The organism is Leclercia sp. W17 (assembly GCF_003336325.1).
Lineage (GTDB): Bacteria > Pseudomonadota > Gammaproteobacteria > Enterobacterales > Enterobacteriaceae > Enterobacter.
Genome location: NZ_CP031101.1, coordinates 2,311,730 through 2,329,495 on the forward strand (window position 1 = coordinate 2,311,730; position 17,766 = coordinate 2,329,495).

A 17,766-nucleotide genomic window follows, 5' to 3' on the forward strand; every position below is an offset into this window, starting at 1 on the left:
CAACATGAGTCATCTTCATGATGGTGAAAAAATTTCACTCTGCACTCTCCGTATGCCGTTCCAGATCCAGCGCACTGGCGCTGGCGGGGTCGAAAAGTGAAAGACTTTCAATTTGATCCAGCATGATGACCTTGCGAAACGCCATGGCGCTTTTGGGCTGTGAATCGAGCGTAATATCGTGGTCGGCATACCATTTACTGTAGTTATGCTCAATGCGCAGGCTCAGCGTCTCGCCGTCGCGGTAGCCGCTCAGCATCGGGATCAGCACGATGTTGGCGGTCTTTTCATATTCCAGGGTTGCGGTATGGATCATCCCGATATAAATCCGCCGCGATTTCAGCGTCACCAGCGCCAGTTCGCCTTCCTCCATGCACTGATAAAGCAACTGCTCAATGCCGCTGGCTTGCGACAGACGCTTGTAAAGCTGCTTGCGGCCTTCGCCGTCCAGCCTGGCGCTGCCCGCCCAGTTCGAGCGATAGAGACAAAACAGAATGGCAAAAGCCAGCATCACCACCACCGGCGCCTGGATGCCCAGAAAGCTCCAGTTCATAAAATCCACTTGCCAGTTAGCGTTGTCCTGCGCGGTTAAGTGGAAGGTATTGGCAGTGTAAGAGAGCCCGAGCAACAACAGCCAAAGCAGGCCGGTGGCGATCACGCCCTGCAAAACGAAGATACAGCCGTACAGCGCGACCAGAAAATAGACATCCCAGCCAAAGGAGCGCTTAATTTTAAACCGGGTGGAGAGGTCACGGCTGGTGTACCAGTATCCGCTCACCATCAGCACCATAAATATCGCTGTTCCCATATCAGGCCCTCTTCAGCGCGTTAACATGGCGCAGGAAGTCCTGTCGCACCTCTTTGCTTTTATAGTTGACCGAGGCGTTACCATCCTGATCGATAATAATGCGGTCTCCGTCCTCCACGGCCTCAATAATCTCCTGCTGACTCATCACCTGTAAAAGCGACTCAGGGCTGGAGAAAATGGAGGTAAGCAGGCGTCTCATAGCGTGGGCTCCTTATAGACAAAAAGCCTAAGCATGGTAGGGAATTGAGAATATTGCCTTAAGGTTATGCTGAAAAGCGCCAGGTTACGTTCAGCCTTTTGACCCTCCACGCCACCGGAATCATGTTAATCATTAATGTGTCATTGACGTGGCCAAAGTTGTACAGCCTGGGTGTGGAACTGAGAGGTCAGTAGGGCAGTTTATGATGCGCTGGCAGCTCTGTTTTCAGGTAGGGTTCCATAATTGATGGGGGATAGTTAAGTCTTGTTAATTAATCACTTATGGGGAATAGTTTTTGTGAATTTTGAACCCGAGATAATTTTTAGTGCTTTTTAAGGCGTTGTTATTTTTGAAAATAACCTACGCTGCTATTTAAAATCTCAAAAAGTTGTACAGTTAGTATGTACAACTATGGCGGTTTGGTATATTTTTAACATCACTTTAACCCCTAACCTAAATGTCAATCCGGAGTACCTATGCGAGGTAACAGTTCGCGCCAAAGTTCAGCTGAGGCAATCACCGCCTATTTTAATAAAGCCAGTCTGCGTAGCCAGCAGGAGACGCTGGGGCTCATTGTCGGTGAAATTCTGAATGAGGGACGTAATCTGAGCCGTCTGGCTATCTGTACCAGGCTATTACGACGGGTAGAAGAGACGGAAGATGAAGCAGAAATTGCCCACTATAATGAGCTTATCGCACTGTTTTTTGAACGATAGAGAGTGTTAGCGCTTCTGTGGCTTAAAGCAGTCGATATAGGAGTTTGCGCAAAGAGGGTAAAGCACCTTACGCAAAATAGTATATTGATAGTGCGATGAGAGGTAGCCCGGCTACGTTCAGTCGCGTGAGAACAGTTATGCATAGAACGAAATCTGAAAAACTGAGGGACGATCTTATTGGCGAAGCTGTGTTGTTAATTTTAAAAGACAACGGTCCTATAAATTTTAAGACGCTGGCCGTTAAACTGAAAATTATGGCCAGCATAGAGCGTGATGTTGAAAGACGAAGTGCGCTGTCGGCGGCAGCATTAGAGGTTGAGCAAAAGGTTAAATCCAGTAGTGGCGTACAGACAGAAGTCAGAAGTCATTGTTATGTCAACAGAATGCACCATTTTATGGTGACTGATACTCAGCATAAATACGATAAAAAACATTAACCTTGAGTGGATAATATGGAACCTAATATTTCTCAGCACACACCGCATTTCAATGCCCTTCAGGATCAGGCGCTGGCATCCTACTTCCGTTCAGCCGGAGGTGCCTTGTCCGTTGAGTCAGCCATATTAGGTTCAGCGATAAGATGTATTATTCTCAGTGGTGATAACCTCACCAATAAGCAAATTATTCTTCAGTTAATTTACGCGCTTGAACAAACATCGGATGAAGAGGCTGCCGATGTCATACGCAATACGCTCGAAATTGTTGTGGGTTTCACGCAGGATGATATTTAAGCATCCCTTACGCCTGCGGAACCCGCGTACTAAAGGTCGTGTAAAATAGCCGACGCCAACTGCCCTTAACCAGGGCAGGAATATATCCTGAACTATCATCACACCTGTCCCAGCCTGATTTCCCCGTCCCACCGCGACACCTCTCTGCACATTCCCGTTTACAGCACTCTGTAAAATAAAATAGTATACCCCCCTACAGTATCCAGGAGCCTCTCTCATGCCACATTCACCTGAAGACAAAAAACGTGTCCTGACGCGCGTGCGCCGCATACGCGGACAGGTCGATGCCCTGGAGCGGGCGCTTGAGTCCGGCGAACCTTGCCTTGCTATCCTGCAGCAAATCGCCGCGGTGCGCGGCGCCGCAAACGGGTTGATGGGCGAGATGGTCGAAATTCACCTCAAAGATGAGCTGGTGACGGGCGATACCACCGCCGATCAGCGGGCTGTAAGAATGGCGGAAGTCGGCCATTTGCTGCGCTCTTATCTAAAATAAACACCTGACATCACTAAAAGGAAAGCAAGATGAAATCACGTGCTGCTGTTGCATTTGGCCCTGGCCAGCCGTTGAAAATCGTTGAAATTGATGTGGCGCCACCCAAGAAGGGTGAAGTGCTGGTCAAAATCACCCACACCGGCGTGTGCCACACCGACGCGTTTACCCTGTCGGGTGACGATCCGGAAGGCGTTTTCCCGGCGGTGCTCGGCCATGAGGGCGGCGGCGTGGTGGTGGAAGTCGGCGAGGGCGTCACCAGCCTGCAACCGGGCGATCATGTCATCCCGCTGTACACCGCAGAGTGTCGCGAGTGTAAGTTCTGTAAATCCGGCAAAACCAACCTCTGCCAGGCGGTGCGCGCCACCCAGGGTAAAGGGCTGATGCCGGACGGCACCACCCGTTTCTCATACAACGGTGAGCCGATCTATCACTACATGGGCACCAGCACCTTCAGCGAATACACCGTCTGCGCCGAAATCTCGCTGGCAAAAGTGAACCCGCAGGCGCCGCTGGATAAGGTCTGTCTGCTGGGCTGCGGCGTCACCACCGGTATTGGTGCCGTCCACAACACCGCCAAAGTGAAAGAGGGCGATACCGTTGCGGTATTCGGTCTGGGCGGCATCGGTCTGGCGGTGATCCAGGGCGCGGTACAGGCGAAAGCCGGACGCATTCTGGCGGTGGACACCAACCCGGAAAAATTCAAGCTGGCCGGTGAGATGGGCGCGACCGACTTCATCAACCCGAACGACTACGACAAGCCCGTTCAGGACGTCATCGTTGAACTCACCGACGGCGGCGTCGACTTTAGCTTTGAGTGCATTGGTAACGTCAACGTCATGCGCGCGGCGCTGGAGTGCTGCCACAAGGGCTGGGGCGAAAGCGTGATTATCGGCGTGGCCGGTGCCGGTCAGGAGATCAAAACCCGTCCGTTCCAGCTGGTGACTGGCCGCGTATGGCGTGGCTCCGCCTTTGGCGGCGTGAAAGGGCGTACCCAGCTGCCGGGTATGGTAGAGGACGCGATGGCGGGCAAAATTCAGCTCGATCCGTTCATTACCCACCGCCTGCCGCTGGATCAGATCAACGAGGCATTCGACCTCATGCACGAAGGGAAATCCATCCGTACCGTTATCCATTTCGGCGATAACTGATAAACCTTCTCTCTCCCGCTGCGCCTTTATGGGCAGCGGGACGACATCTCTTTAAAAATCATTGCGAAAGTGTGACCAGTGTTGCGATTTTAGCCGTAATCAAATTCTCGGTAGTGCCGATGACTATTTTACAGGCGTGTTTCCACGCATCTTACCTATGAGAGAGTCAACGGCTATGGACACAACAACAACAGTTCGGGCGCAACATAAGCTGGGCTTCCTGCATCACATCAGGCTGCTTCCGCTTTTCTCCTCGATTTTGGGTGGCATTATTTTGCTGTTTGCCCTGAGCGCCGGGCTGGCAGGTTATTTTTTATTGCAGGCCGATAAGGATCTGCGAGATGTGACCGCTGAAATTCAGGTGCGTACCGGGTTATCAAACAGTTCAAACCATCTGCGCACAGCGCGTATCAACATGATCCATGCGGGCGCTGCCAGCCGTATCGCCGAAATGGATGAGATGAAAAAGAACATCGCGGAAGCGGAACAGCGGCTCAAACAGTCGCAGGACGGTTTTGCCGCCTACATGAGCCGTGGCGTTCGTACCCCTGCGGACGAAGCGCTGGATGGCGATCTGAAGACCAACTACCAGGCCTACATTGATGGCATGCAGCCGATGCTGAAGTATGCCAAAAACGGCATGTTTGAAGCCATTATCAACCACGAAAACGAGACGGCGCGTCCGCTGGATGATGCCTATAACGCGGTGCTGCTGAAGGCGATCAAGATCCGTACCGAGCGCGCGAATATGCTCACTGAACAGGCGCATACCCGCACCCAGTTGGGGCTGATGTTTATGGTCGGCGCCTTTGGTCTGGCCCTGGTGCTGACGGTGATCACCTTTATCGTGCTGCGTCGCACGGTGATCAACCCGCTGCAACGTGCAGCTAACCGCATTGAACATATCGCCAAGGGCGATCTGACGCTGCCAGAAGAGCAGACCGGGCGCAGCGAAATTGGCCGTCTGACCCACGACCTGCAAACCATGCAGCGCTCGCTGGTGGGTACCGTGGGCACCGTGCGTCAGGGTGCGGAAGAGATCTATCGCGGCACCAGCGAAATCTCCGCCGGCAACACCGATCTCTCATCCCGTACCGAACAGCAGGCCGCCGCTATCGAGCAGACCGCAGCCAGCATGGAACAGCTGACCGCGACCGTGAAGCAGAACGCCGATAACGCGCACCACGCCAGTAAACTGGCGGAAGATGCCTCCGGTAAAGCCAGCCGCGGCGGCCAGATGGTCTCCGGGGTGGTGAAAACCATGGGCAACATCTCCAGTAGCTCGAAGAAAATCTCTGAAATCACCGCGGTGATCAACAGCATCGCCTTCCAGACCAACATCCTGGCGCTGAACGCCGCGGTGGAAGCCGCCCGTGCCGGTGAGCAGGGCCGTGGATTTGCGGTGGTCGCCAGCGAAGTCCGCACCCTGGCCAGCCGCAGCGCCAACGCTGCTAAAGAGATTGAAGGGCTGATCAGCGAGTCGGTTTCGCTCATCGATCAGGGCTCCGGGGAAGTGGTTGCCGCAGGCAACACCATGAGCGAAATCGTGGAAGCGGTTAAACGCGTCACCGATATTATGCTGGAGATCGCAGCCGCTTCCGACGAGCAGAGCCGGGGCATTGTACAGGTCAGCCAGGCGATCTCGGAGATGGATAAAGTGACCCAGCAGAACGCCTCGCTGGTGGAGGAAGCCTCTGCCGCCGCGGCCTCGCTGGAAGATCAGGCTGCCCGTCTGACTGAAGCGGTAGGCGCTTTCCGCCTGCAGGGTATTGGCCAGGCCCGCAGCAGCAGTAAAGCGGCGCCAGTCGCGCCAGCCGCACCGCTGCGTCCGGCAACCGTCGATGGCGATAACTGGGAGACGTTCTAACCCCCGTGCGCAATTTGCCCGGTGGCGGCTGCGCCTTACCGGGCCTACGGGTTCGGCACGACATGTAGGCCGGGTAAGCGTAGCGCCACCCGGCAATAACGGTGCACCATTGCCACCCGGCAAAAAAGGGTTCATGTTTCGACATGAACCCTTTTTTTATTCCCCGCTATGATGGATGTAAGGGCTCAAGAGGAACAGGACGATGAAACGATTTACGCAGGTGGTTTGCACAGCGTGGTTACTGGCCGGGTGTGCCTCTGGCGGCAGCGTGGGGGTTGGCGGCATCGGGATCGGCGGCGGCGGGGGGAGCAGCGGAGTGGGTGTCGGGTTATCCTTCCCGGTGGGCGGCAGCACATCGACCGTCGATAACGGACAGGCGGACTGCGACGGCGACGTGTACCGGGTGCAGCCGCGCTATCCTGAGCAGGCTGCGGCGCAGAACTATTCCGGCAGGGTGACGGTCTCGTTTAACGTCAAGCTCAATGGCCGCGCGACGGATTACCAGGCCGCAGGGGATAAACCCTTCTTCGAGGAGACAAAACGCGCCGTCTTACGCAGCTGCTGGCCAGCTGGCGTCCATCAAAACCTGGTGGTCAGTTACCAGAACGGCACAACGGCGACCTGGATCGAAAATTCCCTCTCCGCTAAGCCGTAGAAATAAAAAAGCCGGCCACAAGGGTGGCCGGCTCGACGGTTAAACGCGATTACTGTTTATCAGGCAGGGCATAGGCGATGATGTAATCCCCACGGTCCGGAGACTGACGCGCACCACCCGCATTGATGATGATGTACTGCTTGCCGGTTTTCGGCGAGACGTAGGTCATCGGCCCGGACTGACTGCCCACCGGCAGACGGTCCTTCCAGATCTCTTTCCCGTTAGCGGTATCGAACGCGCGCAGGTAGAAATCCTGCGTACCGGCGAAGAACAGCAGGCCGGACTGCGTGGAGAGCGAGGCGCCCAGCGTCGGCATACCGATCGGAATTGGCATATGCATACGGATCCCCAGCGGACCGGTATCTTCCACGGTACCTACCGGTACCTGCCACACCAGCTTGCCGGACTTCAGATCCACGGCAGACAGGGTGCCGAACGGCGGTTTCTGGCATGGAATGCCCAGCGGAGAGAGGAAACGCTCGCGCATCGCACCAAACGGCGTACCGTCCATCGGTACAATCCCCATTTCAATACCGCTGGCGTTTTTGGCTACATTGGCGCGTGGCACCATGTAGTTCGCCAGCCCCAGACGCATATCGTTGACGAACATCAGGCTGTTGTTCGGATCCACCGAGACGCTGCCCCAGTTCATCCCACCCAGTGAGCCCGGGAACTGCAGGGAGCGATCCAGACCCGGCGGGGTAAAGACGCCCTGATGACGCATCTCTTTAAACTGAATGCGGCACAGCAGCAGGTCAACCGGTGTGGCACCCCACATGTCCGATTCGGTCAAAGTCTGATTGCCGATCATCGGCATGCCGACGGAGTATGGCTGGGTCGGGGAGTAACGCTCGCCTTCAACGTTTCCGGCAGGCACTGGACGCTCTTCCACCTTCGCGACCGGCTCGCCGGTTTCACGGTTGAGCATAAAGATCATGCCCTGCTTGCTGGTCTGCACCAGCACCGGGGTGGTGCCGCCTTTACCGTCCGGCAGATCGTACAGGAGTGGCTGCGATGGCAGGTCAAAGTCCCACAGATCGTGGTGGGTGGTCTGGAAATGCCAGCGCACCTGACCGGTTGTGGCATCCACCGCCACAATGGAGGAGCTGTATTTGTCATCCATTTCGGTACGCTGACCAGCCCAGAAGTCCGGGGTAGCGTTACCGGTCGGGAGGTAGATCAGGTTCAGCTTCGCGTCATAGGACATGGCTGACCAGACGTTCGGTGTTCCGCGGGTATAGGTTTGGCCTTCCGGCGGCAGGCCGGTGATGTTCGGGTTGCCTGGATCCCAGGCCCAGGCCAGCTTACCGCTGTGCACGTCATAGGCGCGCACCACGCCCGGCGGCTCATCGGTGGAGAAGTTATCCGCCACACGACCACCTACAACCACCACATTGCCCGCCACCAGCGGGGTGGAGGTTTGCTGATAGTAGCCCGGCTTCACTTCACCCATGCCAACGCTCAGGTCAACCACGCCATGCTCGCCGAAGTCTTCACACAGCTTGCCGTTGTCGGCGTTGATGGCGATAAGACGGGCATCGGTGGTCGGCAGGAACAGACGACGCGGACAGGCGGCAGGCTGGGTTTCTGTCTGTGACGTTGTCACATTTGGAGTCTCTTCAAAGAAGCCCAGACCACGGCAGCGCTGCCAGTTTGGCGCGGTGGCTTTGGAATCATAGCGCCACTTCTCTTTGCCGGAGTCCACGTCCAGCGCCAGCACCTTGCTGTACGGCGTACAGACGTAGAGCGTATCGCCAATCTGCAGCGGAGTGTTCTGATCTTCCGCGCCGGAGCCGTTGCTCTGGGGAATGTCGCCGGTATGGGCAACCCAGGCTACTTTCAGATCGTTAACGTTCTGTTTGTTAATCTGATCGAGGGCGGCGAAACGGTCGCCGTGGGTGGTGTTACCCCAGTGTTCCCAGTTTTTCTGCTGCTGCCCCGCGGGCACCGGTTTTACCGGTACAGGTTCGTTAGCCGCGACCAGGGTTTGCGGCTTAAACATCCAGCCGAAGCTCACCAGCATGGCGACGGCCAGCACGGCAGCAACGCCGAATGCCGGAGCTTTGTTAACCGGTCGATCCGTGCCGCGCAGGAACGGCCAGACGATGGCGGCGAGGAACGCCAGCACCGCAAAGGTGAACAGGCGCGAGAAGAGCGACCAGAAATCCCAGCCTGCGTCGCTCACGGCCCAGATCAGCGAGGCGATAAACGCCACCGCGTAAAGGAGAATACCGCTGGTGCGCCCGCGCGCGATCAGGAATGCGGCGATCAGCATCACCACGCCCATGATCAGGAAGTACCAGCTTCCCCCTACGGTGGCGAGCTTAAAGCCCAGACCACCGACGGCCAGTCCGATGATCGCCATCAGACCAACCAGTAGCCACTGCAGGAACCGGGGGAACCCACGTAGCGAATTACCTATAGCCATTTCTGTCTCCTGAAATAATCTTCTCTTCACTGGACAGGGCAGACTCAGCCCTGAACCAAATGGATAACAGAAGAGAAAATCCATGATGAAAAAGTCTAGCCTGACGCCGTTAAAGCGCCAGTGAGCTCACCGCTGCGTTATTTGAATGAACCATTTGGTGAAATCGGCGGGTATGATAAATCTGTTAAATTGTTTAGTGCAATTGTTAATGAATGATTTCGCATTATTTGAGTAATGGAAACAAAAAGCCCGTCATCACGACGGGCTGGAGAGAAGTGGGATTAGACGGGCATCGATTTACGTATCGCGCTCAGCAGCGTCTGGGTGGCGGCGGAGAGCGGGGCATCCACGCGGGTTAATACCCCAATGGGTTCGCCGGGGCCGGGTGTGGTCACCGGCAACGCCACCAGCGTGCCCTGACGCAGATCCTCTTTCACCGCCCCGGACGGGACAAACCAGACATAGTCATAATCGACCGTCAGCTGACGCGACAGCGAGGCCGACAGGGTTTCAATGCAGCCTGGTGGCAGTTTGCATCCCTGGGTTTGCAGCAAGGTTTCGGCATTCTGGCGCGGCACGGTGCCTTTCGGCGACACCACCACCGGCCACTCCATCACCCGGCTGAGGGTCACGGTATCGTTGAGGATCGGATGGCGCGGACGTACCACCAGCTTCAGGGATTCCAGGAAGAGCAGCTCATAGTTCAGGCCGCTCATCAGCTCCGGGTCCGACATTCTGCCGATCCCCAGATCCAGTTCGCCCGACTTCAGGCCCGCCAGCAGCATGGTGTTATTCATGGTGGCGACCTGCAGGGTGATGTTGCGCTGCTGCTTGTGGAACTGGCCGATGACCGCCGGCAAAATGCCCAACGCCGCGGTGGGCAGGGCACCAATGCGCACCACATCGGGCACCACATCGTTACGCCGCGTCAGCGACTGGCCTGCGGTATTCAGGGCATCCAGGACTTTGACTGCGTGGGTCAGGAACTGCTCCCCCACCAGCGTCAGTTGTGCGCCCAGACGCCCGCGTTCGAACAGCCGGGTGCCGGTGAGTTGCTCCAGCTCGTTCAGCGTTTTTGAAAGCGCAGGCTGGCTGAGGTTAAGGGTTTCAGCCGCGCGCCCAAGCGTACCCTGCTGAGCGACGGCCACAAAAGTGTGCAAATGGCGCAGACGAATGCGCTGAGAAAACAAACCATTTTTTTCCATAAGCGATGTTAAAAACAGAGCCTTCAACGTGACAAGGAAAGTTATTTAATTTTGATAACTTGATAGCAAAATATCGTTAACATTTCATCAGGTTTAGTAAAGCATTGAATAAAATCTGTCGCTTACATGCGCTATCAAGGGCGGCCAGGGAGGAAGTTATGAGAAAGAAAGCCATTTTGCATAACAAAATGGCAACATCAGACGGGCTATGCTTCCCGCATTGCATAGGCGTGGCGCTGGCAAATATGACAACGATCCGCCTCAGAGGAGAAGGTGTAGAAGGTGTGATGGCAGCTGCGACAGGTTTTTGCCGCAAACGGATAGCGTTGTGGCGTTGCGGCATGTATCTGATGCGCAATGCGGATCGCATCGGAAAAACAGACTGCGGTACAACTGTTACACCCCGTACAGCGGGCAGGATCCCACTCCAGCGCCGTCTCAGTGAGCTGAAGCGCGTTTTCAGGGCAGGCTCTGGCGCAGGCGCCGCAGGCCACACACCGGGATAACGACAAGGAGAGTTGGTACTCGCTGAAGGTCGATAAGAGCGCTCTGCGGGCGCGGCGACCGACGCGGACCCGGCCTGACTGGACGTTCTCCTCGGGGATGCGTAACCAGTGGCGACGTAGCGGGTTAACGGCGCGGGGCGTCGGCGGAAAGATTTGCCACTCCGGCTCCCGGAGCTGCCGCAGGGTAAGATTTAATTCGGCGACGGCCCGGACCCACACCGGATGGGCCGCGCTCTCCAGTTCCACGCCCCGGATAGCGTACTGGAAATGCCACATCAGCAATTCATCGGCGGTTATGCAGGCTGAAAACGGCGCGACTAAGCGATCGGCCTGATAGTTCCTGAGCGCAGGTGACAGATTTTCTGGCGCGTCGGTGGGGCACGGAAACAGGCAGTTACCGCAGCGCAGACAGCTCGCGTCATCGATCGTCTGCCCGGCGGCGGAAAGGGTAATGGCCGCCACCGGGCACGCGTCTGCACAGGCGCGGCAGGGGTGGCGAGGGAAGGTGTTACGCAAACAAGAAGCCCCCACGCCGGGGGGCGCAGGGGGCTTAGTGTTAAGGCGAAAAATAGCCATCAGTGAATGTTAAAGAAAACAAAGCGGAACGCGATCTCCGCCAGCACCAGCAGCCCGCCACCGACCAGGAGCCCGGTTCTGCGGTTGCGCCAGCCACTGACGGCAAAGAGAACCGCTCCGAGGACGGAGGCTATCCAGCTGACCAGGCGCAGCCCTTCGAGCCGGGCAAATGCCTCCAGCGGCTGATGAGGCAGCGTCACCACGTTTTTCAGCGGCGCGTTGGCAAGATAATCCATGTACGCAGGCTGAGCCAGCAGGCGGATCGCGACAATACTCACCACGAACACCACCGCCAGGCGCATCAGGGTGCGACGCGTCTGCATCACCGCATCGGTGTTCAGAACGGGCAGCCAGGCCATCGCCACCGCGCCGAGGATGCCCACTGCGCCATAGAACATCAGCCAGGTGTTGAAATGCATCCAGGTGATGATGGTGCTGTTGGCGTAGATGGCACTCATGCACCAGACGTCAATCAGCCCCAGCACTGCCGCAACGGGTAACAGGAAGCTGACGAGTCTCTTTTTCACCAGCAGGATCAGCGTACACAGCCCCAGCACAGCCAGATAGAAGCTGGCAAAGACGATTTCACGGCTTAACCACGAGCTGGCGACGTGGCGCAGCGCGTTAAAGGCATTGAGCGGATAGCCCAGGTGCAGGGTGGAGGCGATTAACCCCAGGCCGCCCATCACGCAGGCTATCAGCAATACCGGCAGCAGCTGACGCGTTGCCTGCGGTACAGGTTTTGCCGCCCCTGCGCCGAATGTGAGGAACAGCGTGATGCCAACGGAACCCTGTACCAGAAGGGTAAATATCAGTAATGGCAACTCATGCATGCGGTTGCTCCTCTTTCTCTGCCCCCTGGTGCGGCTTGATCACCAGGTTAGGATGCGTGATGGATGAATCCGGCAGTCCCTGCACATCGCAGATGCTGCCGTAGCGGGCGCGCAGCTCGTCAATCGGGCCGAACTTGATAGCACCCAGCGGGCAGGTGGCGACACAGACGGGCTGCTCTCCTTTGGCCTGTAGATCGACGCAAAAATCGCATTTGGACATCTGGCCCGTCTCTTCATTCATCTGCGGCGCGCCATAAGGACACGACCAGGCGCAGTAGCCGCAGCCCACACACTTGCGGGTATCAACCCGCACGATGCCGTCGCCGGGCCGCTTGTGCATGGCCGTTGTCGGGCAGTTTTTGGTGCAGATCGGATCTGCGCAGTGGTTGCAGGAGATCGACAGGGTATAGGCGAAGACGTTCTGCGCCATGCCGCCCTGGCCGGTCGGGATAAACCCGCCGCCTTTCACCTCGTAAACGCGGCGGAAGCGACGCCCCACCTCGAGATTATGTTTATCCTTGCAGGCCACCTGGCAGGCTTTACAGCCTGAGCAGCGGGACGAATCGATAAAGAACCCCAGCTGTTTATCGCTGACGGGAGGAAAATCATTAAACTGCTGCGTCATACTTTGCGACCTCCACAAGCATGGTTTGATGAGCATTACCTTTAGCAAGCGGAGTGATACGCGCCGAGCTAAGAACGTTTGGACAACCGCCGAGATCGACGCCGTTGGCGTCCGGTTGCCACCAGGCGCCAGCCTGCATGGCGACGACGCCAGGCATGATCCGGACGGTCACTTCTGCCGGCACCTGGCAGATGCCGCGCTGGTTATGAATACGGACCGTGTCTCCCTGGCGAATGCCGCGTTTCTCCGCATCCAGCGGGTTGATCCACAGCTTCTGGACCTGCACCTCCTGCAGCCACGGGTTGGCGTACTGGGTGGAGTTAGCGCGGTTTTTTCCCTTCCAGGTGATGAGCTGCAGCGGGAACTGTTTCGTCAGCTCATCTTCAGGGCCTTCCTGGGCTGGAACGTAGTGCGACAGGGCAGGGATGTCCGGGTTATGCATGTCATAGAGCCGCTTTGAGAAGATCTCAATTTTGCCCGACGGCGTCGGGAACGGGTTATTCTCCGGGTCGCGGATGTTCGCTTCGAAGGCGATAAGCGGTTTGCTTTTGAACAGATGCTGACGCTGTTGCTGTAACTCGCTAAAGGTAGGCAGATGTTCATCTGGCATGGAGAGGCGCGTCTGCTCCCAGATGTGTTCAATCCACTCTTTCTCACTGCGGCCTTCGCTAAACTGCGCTTCGATACCCAGCTTCGCCGCCACCTCGCGCTGCCAGTCATAGTCAGAGCGGCGTTCGAACTCAGGCTCAACGATCTTTTCGGACAGAATCAGGTAGCTGCCTGTTCCCCATGTCTCGCCGATGTTCCAGCGCTCCATAAAGCTGGTTTCCGGCAGCAGGAGATCCGCATAGCGGGCGCTAGGCGTCAGGTAGAGATCGCTTGCGACAATAAACTCAATTTTGGGTAATGACTCCAACTTACTGATAGTGTTTTATGTTCAGATAATGCCCGATGACCTTGTCATGCAGCTCCACCGATTTTGAGAACGACAGTGACTTCCGTCCCAGCCTTGCCAGATGTTGTCTCAGATTCAGGTTATGTCGCTCAATGCGCTGAGTGTAACGCTTGCTGATAACGTGCAGCTTTCCCTTCAGGCGTGATTCGTACAGCGGCCAGCCATCCGTCATCCATACCACGACCTCAAAAGCCGACAGCAGGCTCAGAAGACGCTCCAGTGTGGCCAGAGTGCGTTCACCGAAGACGTGCGCCACAACCGTCCTCCGTATCCTGTCATACGCGTAAAACAGCCAGCGCTGACGTGATTTAGCACCGACGTAGCCCCACTGTTCGTCCATTTCAGCGCAGACAATCACATCACTGCCCGGTTGTATGCGCGAGGTTACCGACTGCGGCCTGAGTTTTTTAAGTGACGTAAAACCGTGTTGAGGCCAATGCCCATAATGCGTGCACTGGCGCGACATCCGACGCCATTCATGGCCATATCAATGATTTTCTGGTGCGTACCGGGCTGAGAGGCGGTGTAAGTGAACTGTAGTTGCCATGTTTTACGGCAATGAGAGCAGAGATAGCGCTGATGTCCGGCAGTGCTTTTGCCGTTACGCACCACGCCTTCAGTAGCGGAGCAGGAAGGACATCTGATGGAAATGGAAGCCACGCAAGCACCTTAAAATCACCATCATACACTAAATCAGTAAGTTGGCAGCATTACCCAATTTTGGATTCATCTTCCAGGACTTTTACCGCCTGATGAATATCCGGGTTCTGGTTGGCGAGGTAGTTGCCCGCCAGCGAGAACAGGAGCCGAATATTGCTCTTCAGCTGCGTTGCCCCTGTCAGGCCATCTTCCGGCGTCACCTTGCTGGCGTCATCGGCGGCTTGCACCCAGTTCATGATCGAGATTTTTTCTTTCACCGGGTTGTCAGGCATCTCCGGGCCAGTGGCAAACTTACGGTTGCCGATGCCGCCGTAGCCCGCTGCCCAGCCGCCTTTTACGCCGACGTTACCGGTGATGGTCGCCAGCAGCGTGGAGCCACGGGCGGTGCGCTCGCCGCAGATATGGCGCTGCGGCCCCCATCCCTGGATCAGCGCCGCAGGTTTGGTGGTAGCGTAGTCGCGGGCGAGCTGGCGAATGGTCTGGGCCGGGACGTGAGTGATTTTTTCCGCCCATTCCGGCGTTTTCACCACACCATCTTTTTTGCCCATCAGATAGGCCACCAGCGACTCGTTAGCAGGTACCCCTTCCGGCATGTTCTCCTCATCGAACCCCAGGGTATAGCGATCGATAAAGGCTTTATCGTGCAGGTTTTCGCTGACGATGACGTACATCATCGCATCCATCAACGCGTTATCTGTTGATGGTAAAAGCGGAACCCACTCATCGGCCAGCGACGACACGGTATCGGAGTAGCGCGGGTCGACGACAATAAAGCGGGTGCCGTTCTGCTTCATCTGCTGAAAATAGTGGTTGGTATGGCCGAAAATGGTTTCCGTCGGGTTATGCCCCCAGAGGATAACCAGGCGCGTATCCTGCAACGTATCAAGGGAATTGCCGGTAGCGACCGTGCCGTAGGTATAAGGTGTGGCGGCGGCGGTATTGCCCATACTGACGGAGTGGTAATATTCCAGATGCCCGCCGGTCAGGTTCAATAAGCGGCGCATCATTTTATCGCCGGAAAAAGTGCCGCCGCTCACTGCGGTATTATTGTGCACGAAGCGGGATTCAGGTCCGTATTTATTCGTAATGCGGGTAATATTATCCGCGATAAGGGTTGTCGCCTCATCCCAGGATATGCGTTCAAATTTACCTTCGCCACGTTTACCCACCCGTTTCATTGGATATTTCAGACGATCGGGATGATAAACAAATTTACGATAGCTACGACCGCGCACGCAGGCTCGCATCACCGGCATATCGGGATCGAGTGCGGCATCCGGCCGGGTCGTAATCTGGGTAACCACGCCATCGGCAATATGCGCACGAATATCGCACTTACCGCCGCAGTCAAAGGTACTGCAGGTTTGCACCACCCGTGCGGCAGGCGTCGTACCCACCGCAGGGGCCTCTGCGCCAGGCGTGGAGGCGCTTGCACGCCCGGAGGTCAAAAAAGGCAAAGCGATGGCGGCGGAACCCGCCTTCAGGAAACTTCTGCGCGACACCCCGGATGGGAAGTCATCTTCATTGTTTTCAGGTACAGACATATTATTCCCTCATAAAAAATAGCCTTATTTTCCCTGATGCTTTAAAAGGGGTAGTTGATATTTATCAAAGAGGGTAATTAACCAGGATTAACGGCGGAAAATTCAGACTATTGCGATAATAATTATCATTTATTCTTAGTGCGGAAATTGAACAAATAAATCGGCCATAGAGTTAACGGCAACGAGAATATCAATAAATAATCAGAATAATAAAAGTTAAAATATGTACAGTGCTGCCCCTGTTAATAATGCAGGATATAAATGTTTGTTAGGGGATATTTTCGTTTCACTTAAGACCGGGTGTTTTATCCTCCTTGAACAGCGAAGCATGAAAAACAGGCAGCTAACCACTCAGATCACAATTCGTAAATTCTTCCAAACAGCAGCAACGGCCTTCTCTACACTCCAGGTAATATTCACTGGAGGCATGACATCATGGCGAACACCATCACGGCTGATGATATTCGGGAAAACTTTTCGCAGGCTATGTCGGCGATGTACCAGCAGGAAGTTCCGCAGTACGGCACCTTGCTGGAGCTGGTAGCGGATGTGAATCTGGCGGTACTGGAAAACAACCCGAAGCTGCACGAACAACTGGCCAACGCGGATGAACTCGCCCGCCTCAACCTCGAACGCCACGGGGCGATCCGTGTTGGTACGGCCCTGGAGCTGGCGACCCTGCGACGTATGTTCGCCATTATGGGGATGTTCCCGGTCAGCTATTACGATCTCTCCCAGGCCGGGGTGCCGGTCCACTCCACCGCCTTTCGCCCGGTAGACGATGCCGCGCTATGCCGTAACCCGTTTCGTATCTTTACCTCGCTGCTGCGCCTTGAACTGATCGACAATCTTGCCCTGCGCGAGAAAGCGGCAAAGATCCTCGCCCGTCGCAACATCTTTACTCCCCGCTGCCTGGCGCTGATTGAACTGCACGAGGCGGAAGGGGCGTTCACCCCGGCGCAGGCCGACGAATTTGTCCAGGAGGCGCTGGAGACCTTCCGCTGGCATCGTCACGCCACGGTCGATCATGAGACATACCTGGCGCTGCACAACGAACACCGGCTGATTGCCGACGTGGTCTGCTTCCCGGGCTGCCATATCAACCACCTGACGCCGCGCACGCTGGATATCGACCGGGTGCAGGCGTTAATGCCGGAATATGGCATCGAGCCGAAGATGCTCATCGAGGGGCCGCCGCGCCGGGAGATGCCGCTTCTGCTGCGCCAGACCAGCTTTAAGGCGCTGGAGGAGCCGGTACTGTTTGCCGGAGAAGAGCGTGGAACCCATACCGCGCGTTTTGGCGAAATTGAACAGCGCGGCGTGGCGTTAACCCCGAAAGGGCGCGAGCTCTACGATCGCCTGCTGGCGGAGGCCGGGACCGGCAAGGATAATCTGACTCACCAGCTGCATCTGCAGGAGGTTTTCCAGGCCTTTCCCGACAGCGATATCTTCCTGCGCCGCCAGGGGCTGGCGTGGTTCCGCTATCGCCTGACCCCGGCAGGAGAGGCGCACCGCCACGCCTTTGGCCCCGGCGACGATCCGCAGCCGCTCATTGAGCGCGGCTGGGTGGTCGCCCAGCCCATCACCTATGAAGATTTCCTGCCGGTGAGTGCCGCCGGGATTTTCCAGTCCAACCTTGGTAACGAGACTCAGGCCCGCACCCGCGGCAATGCCAGCCGTGATGCCTTTGAAGAGGCGCTGGGCTGCCCGGTGCTGGACGAGTTCACCCTCTATCAGGAAGCGGAAGAGCGCAGCAAGCGACGTTGCGGTTTGCTTTAAAAACGGTACTCTGCGGGGATGTGATAGCAACTGAAGGTCGA

Annotated in this window: 17 protein-coding genes and 1 pseudogene; 8 read left to right on the forward strand and 10 right to left on the reverse strand. The window is 56.4% G+C overall.

Going from position 1 to position 17,766, the window contains the following annotated elements; all coding sequences use genetic code 11:
- Nucleotides 1-34 precede the first annotated feature (34 nt).
- Complete coding sequence (locus DVA44_RS11345) at nt 35-805, reverse strand: hypothetical protein (RefSeq protein ID WP_114314841.1); 771 nt, start codon at nt 803-805, stop codon at nt 35-37.
- 1 nt (nt 806) lies between these two features.
- Nucleotides 807-1,004, reverse strand: coding sequence for a hypothetical protein (locus DVA44_RS11350; RefSeq protein ID WP_114386872.1), 198 nt, complete (start codon nt 1,002-1,004; stop codon nt 807-809).
- A gap of 476 nt (nt 1,005-1,480) precedes the next feature.
- On the opposite strand from DVA44_RS11350, the gene ycgZ reads away from it, so the two are divergent.
- The 7 genes from ycgZ (at nt 1,481) to DVA44_RS11385 (ending at nt 6,614) form a co-directional block, all read left to right on the forward strand.
- Nucleotides 1,481-1,720: a regulatory protein YcgZ gene (gene ycgZ, locus DVA44_RS11355; RefSeq protein WP_103179748.1), complete on the forward strand. Its 240-nt coding sequence runs from the start codon at nt 1,481-1,483 to the stop codon at nt 1,718-1,720.
- Between the two features lie 137 nt (nt 1,721-1,857).
- Nucleotides 1,858-2,157, forward strand: a complete 300-nt coding sequence (locus tag DVA44_RS11360; protein ID WP_114314842.1) for a hypothetical protein — start codon at nt 1,858-1,860, stop codon at nt 2,155-2,157.
- Between the two features lie 15 nt (nt 2,158-2,172).
- Complete coding sequence (locus tag DVA44_RS11365) at nt 2,173-2,451, forward strand: biofilm development regulator YmgB/AriR family protein (RefSeq protein WP_103822091.1); 279 nt, start codon at nt 2,173-2,175, stop codon at nt 2,449-2,451.
- A 217-nt stretch (nt 2,452-2,668) separates the two neighbouring features.
- On the forward strand, nt 2,669-2,944 hold the full coding sequence (locus DVA44_RS11370; RefSeq protein ID WP_103179747.1) for a metal/formaldehyde-sensitive transcriptional repressor: 276 nt from the start codon (nt 2,669-2,671) through the stop codon (nt 2,942-2,944).
- A gap of 29 nt (nt 2,945-2,973) precedes the next feature.
- Nucleotides 2,974-4,092, forward strand: a complete 1,119-nt coding sequence (locus tag DVA44_RS11375; RefSeq protein ID WP_103179746.1) for an S-(hydroxymethyl)glutathione dehydrogenase/class III alcohol dehydrogenase — start codon at nt 2,974-2,976, stop codon at nt 4,090-4,092.
- Nucleotides 4,093-4,267: 175 nt separating this feature from the next.
- Nucleotides 4,268-5,959 (forward strand): methyl-accepting chemotaxis protein, encoded by a 1,692-nt coding sequence (locus tag DVA44_RS11380; protein WP_114386873.1) that lies wholly within the window; start codon nt 4,268-4,270, stop codon nt 5,957-5,959.
- 202 nt (nt 5,960-6,161) lie between these two features.
- On the forward strand, nt 6,162-6,614 hold the full coding sequence (locus DVA44_RS11385) for an energy transducer TonB (RefSeq protein WP_114386875.1): 453 nt from the start codon (nt 6,162-6,164) through the stop codon (nt 6,612-6,614).
- Nucleotides 6,615-6,663: 49 nt separating this feature from the next.
- On the opposite strand, the gene DVA44_RS11390 is transcribed toward DVA44_RS11385, so the two are convergent.
- The 8 genes and pseudogenes from DVA44_RS11390 to DVA44_RS11425 form a co-directional block, all read right to left on the reverse strand.
- Nucleotides 6,664-9,042, reverse strand: coding sequence for a glucose/quinate/shikimate family membrane-bound PQQ-dependent dehydrogenase (locus DVA44_RS11390; RefSeq protein WP_114386877.1), 2,379 nt, complete (start codon nt 9,040-9,042; stop codon nt 6,664-6,666).
- 281 nt (nt 9,043-9,323) lie between these two features.
- A complete protein-coding gene (locus DVA44_RS11395) occupies nt 9,324-10,247 on the reverse strand; it encodes a LysR substrate-binding domain-containing protein (RefSeq protein WP_114386879.1) in 924 nt (307 codons plus the stop codon).
- A gap of 206 nt (nt 10,248-10,453) precedes the next feature.
- Nucleotides 10,454-11,269 (reverse strand): 4Fe-4S binding protein, encoded by an 816-nt coding sequence (locus tag DVA44_RS11400; RefSeq protein ID WP_168194479.1) that lies wholly within the window; start codon nt 11,267-11,269, stop codon nt 10,454-10,456.
- A gap of 59 nt (nt 11,270-11,328) precedes the next feature.
- Nucleotides 11,329-12,162 (reverse strand): DmsC/YnfH family molybdoenzyme membrane anchor subunit, encoded by an 834-nt coding sequence (locus DVA44_RS11405; RefSeq protein WP_114386883.1) that lies wholly within the window; start codon nt 12,160-12,162, stop codon nt 11,329-11,331.
- A complete protein-coding gene (locus DVA44_RS11410) occupies nt 12,155-12,787 on the reverse strand; it encodes a DMSO/selenate family reductase complex B subunit (protein WP_103822083.1) in 633 nt (210 codons plus the stop codon). Before DVA44_RS11410 ends, DVA44_RS11405 begins: the two co-directional genes overlap by 8 nt.
- On the reverse strand, nt 12,771-13,703 hold the full coding sequence (locus DVA44_RS11415; protein ID WP_371413857.1) for a molybdopterin dinucleotide binding domain-containing protein: 933 nt from the start codon (nt 13,701-13,703) through the stop codon (nt 12,771-12,773). Before DVA44_RS11415 ends, DVA44_RS11410 begins: the two co-directional genes overlap by 17 nt.
- A 1-nt stretch (nt 13,704) precedes the next feature.
- Nucleotides 13,705-14,402 (reverse strand): IS1 family transposase gene (locus DVA44_RS11420; protein WP_225321516.1). Its coding sequence is split into 2 segments (ribosomal slippage): nt 13,705-14,153 and nt 14,153-14,402, totalling 699 coding nucleotides; the frame shifts between segments, so codons are not numbered across the junction.
- 56 nt (nt 14,403-14,458) lie between these two features.
- A pseudogene (locus tag DVA44_RS11425) lies at nt 14,459-15,946 on the reverse strand (molybdopterin-dependent oxidoreductase); the annotation flags it as partial.
- Nucleotides 15,947-16,381: 435 nt separating this feature from the next.
- Between DVA44_RS11425 and DVA44_RS11430 the strand changes: the two are divergent.
- Entirely contained in the window at nt 16,382-17,725 is a 1,344-nt protein-coding gene (locus tag DVA44_RS11430; RefSeq protein ID WP_114386884.1) for a VOC family protein, read from the forward strand.
- The last annotated feature ends 41 nt before the right edge of the window (nt 17,726-17,766 follow it).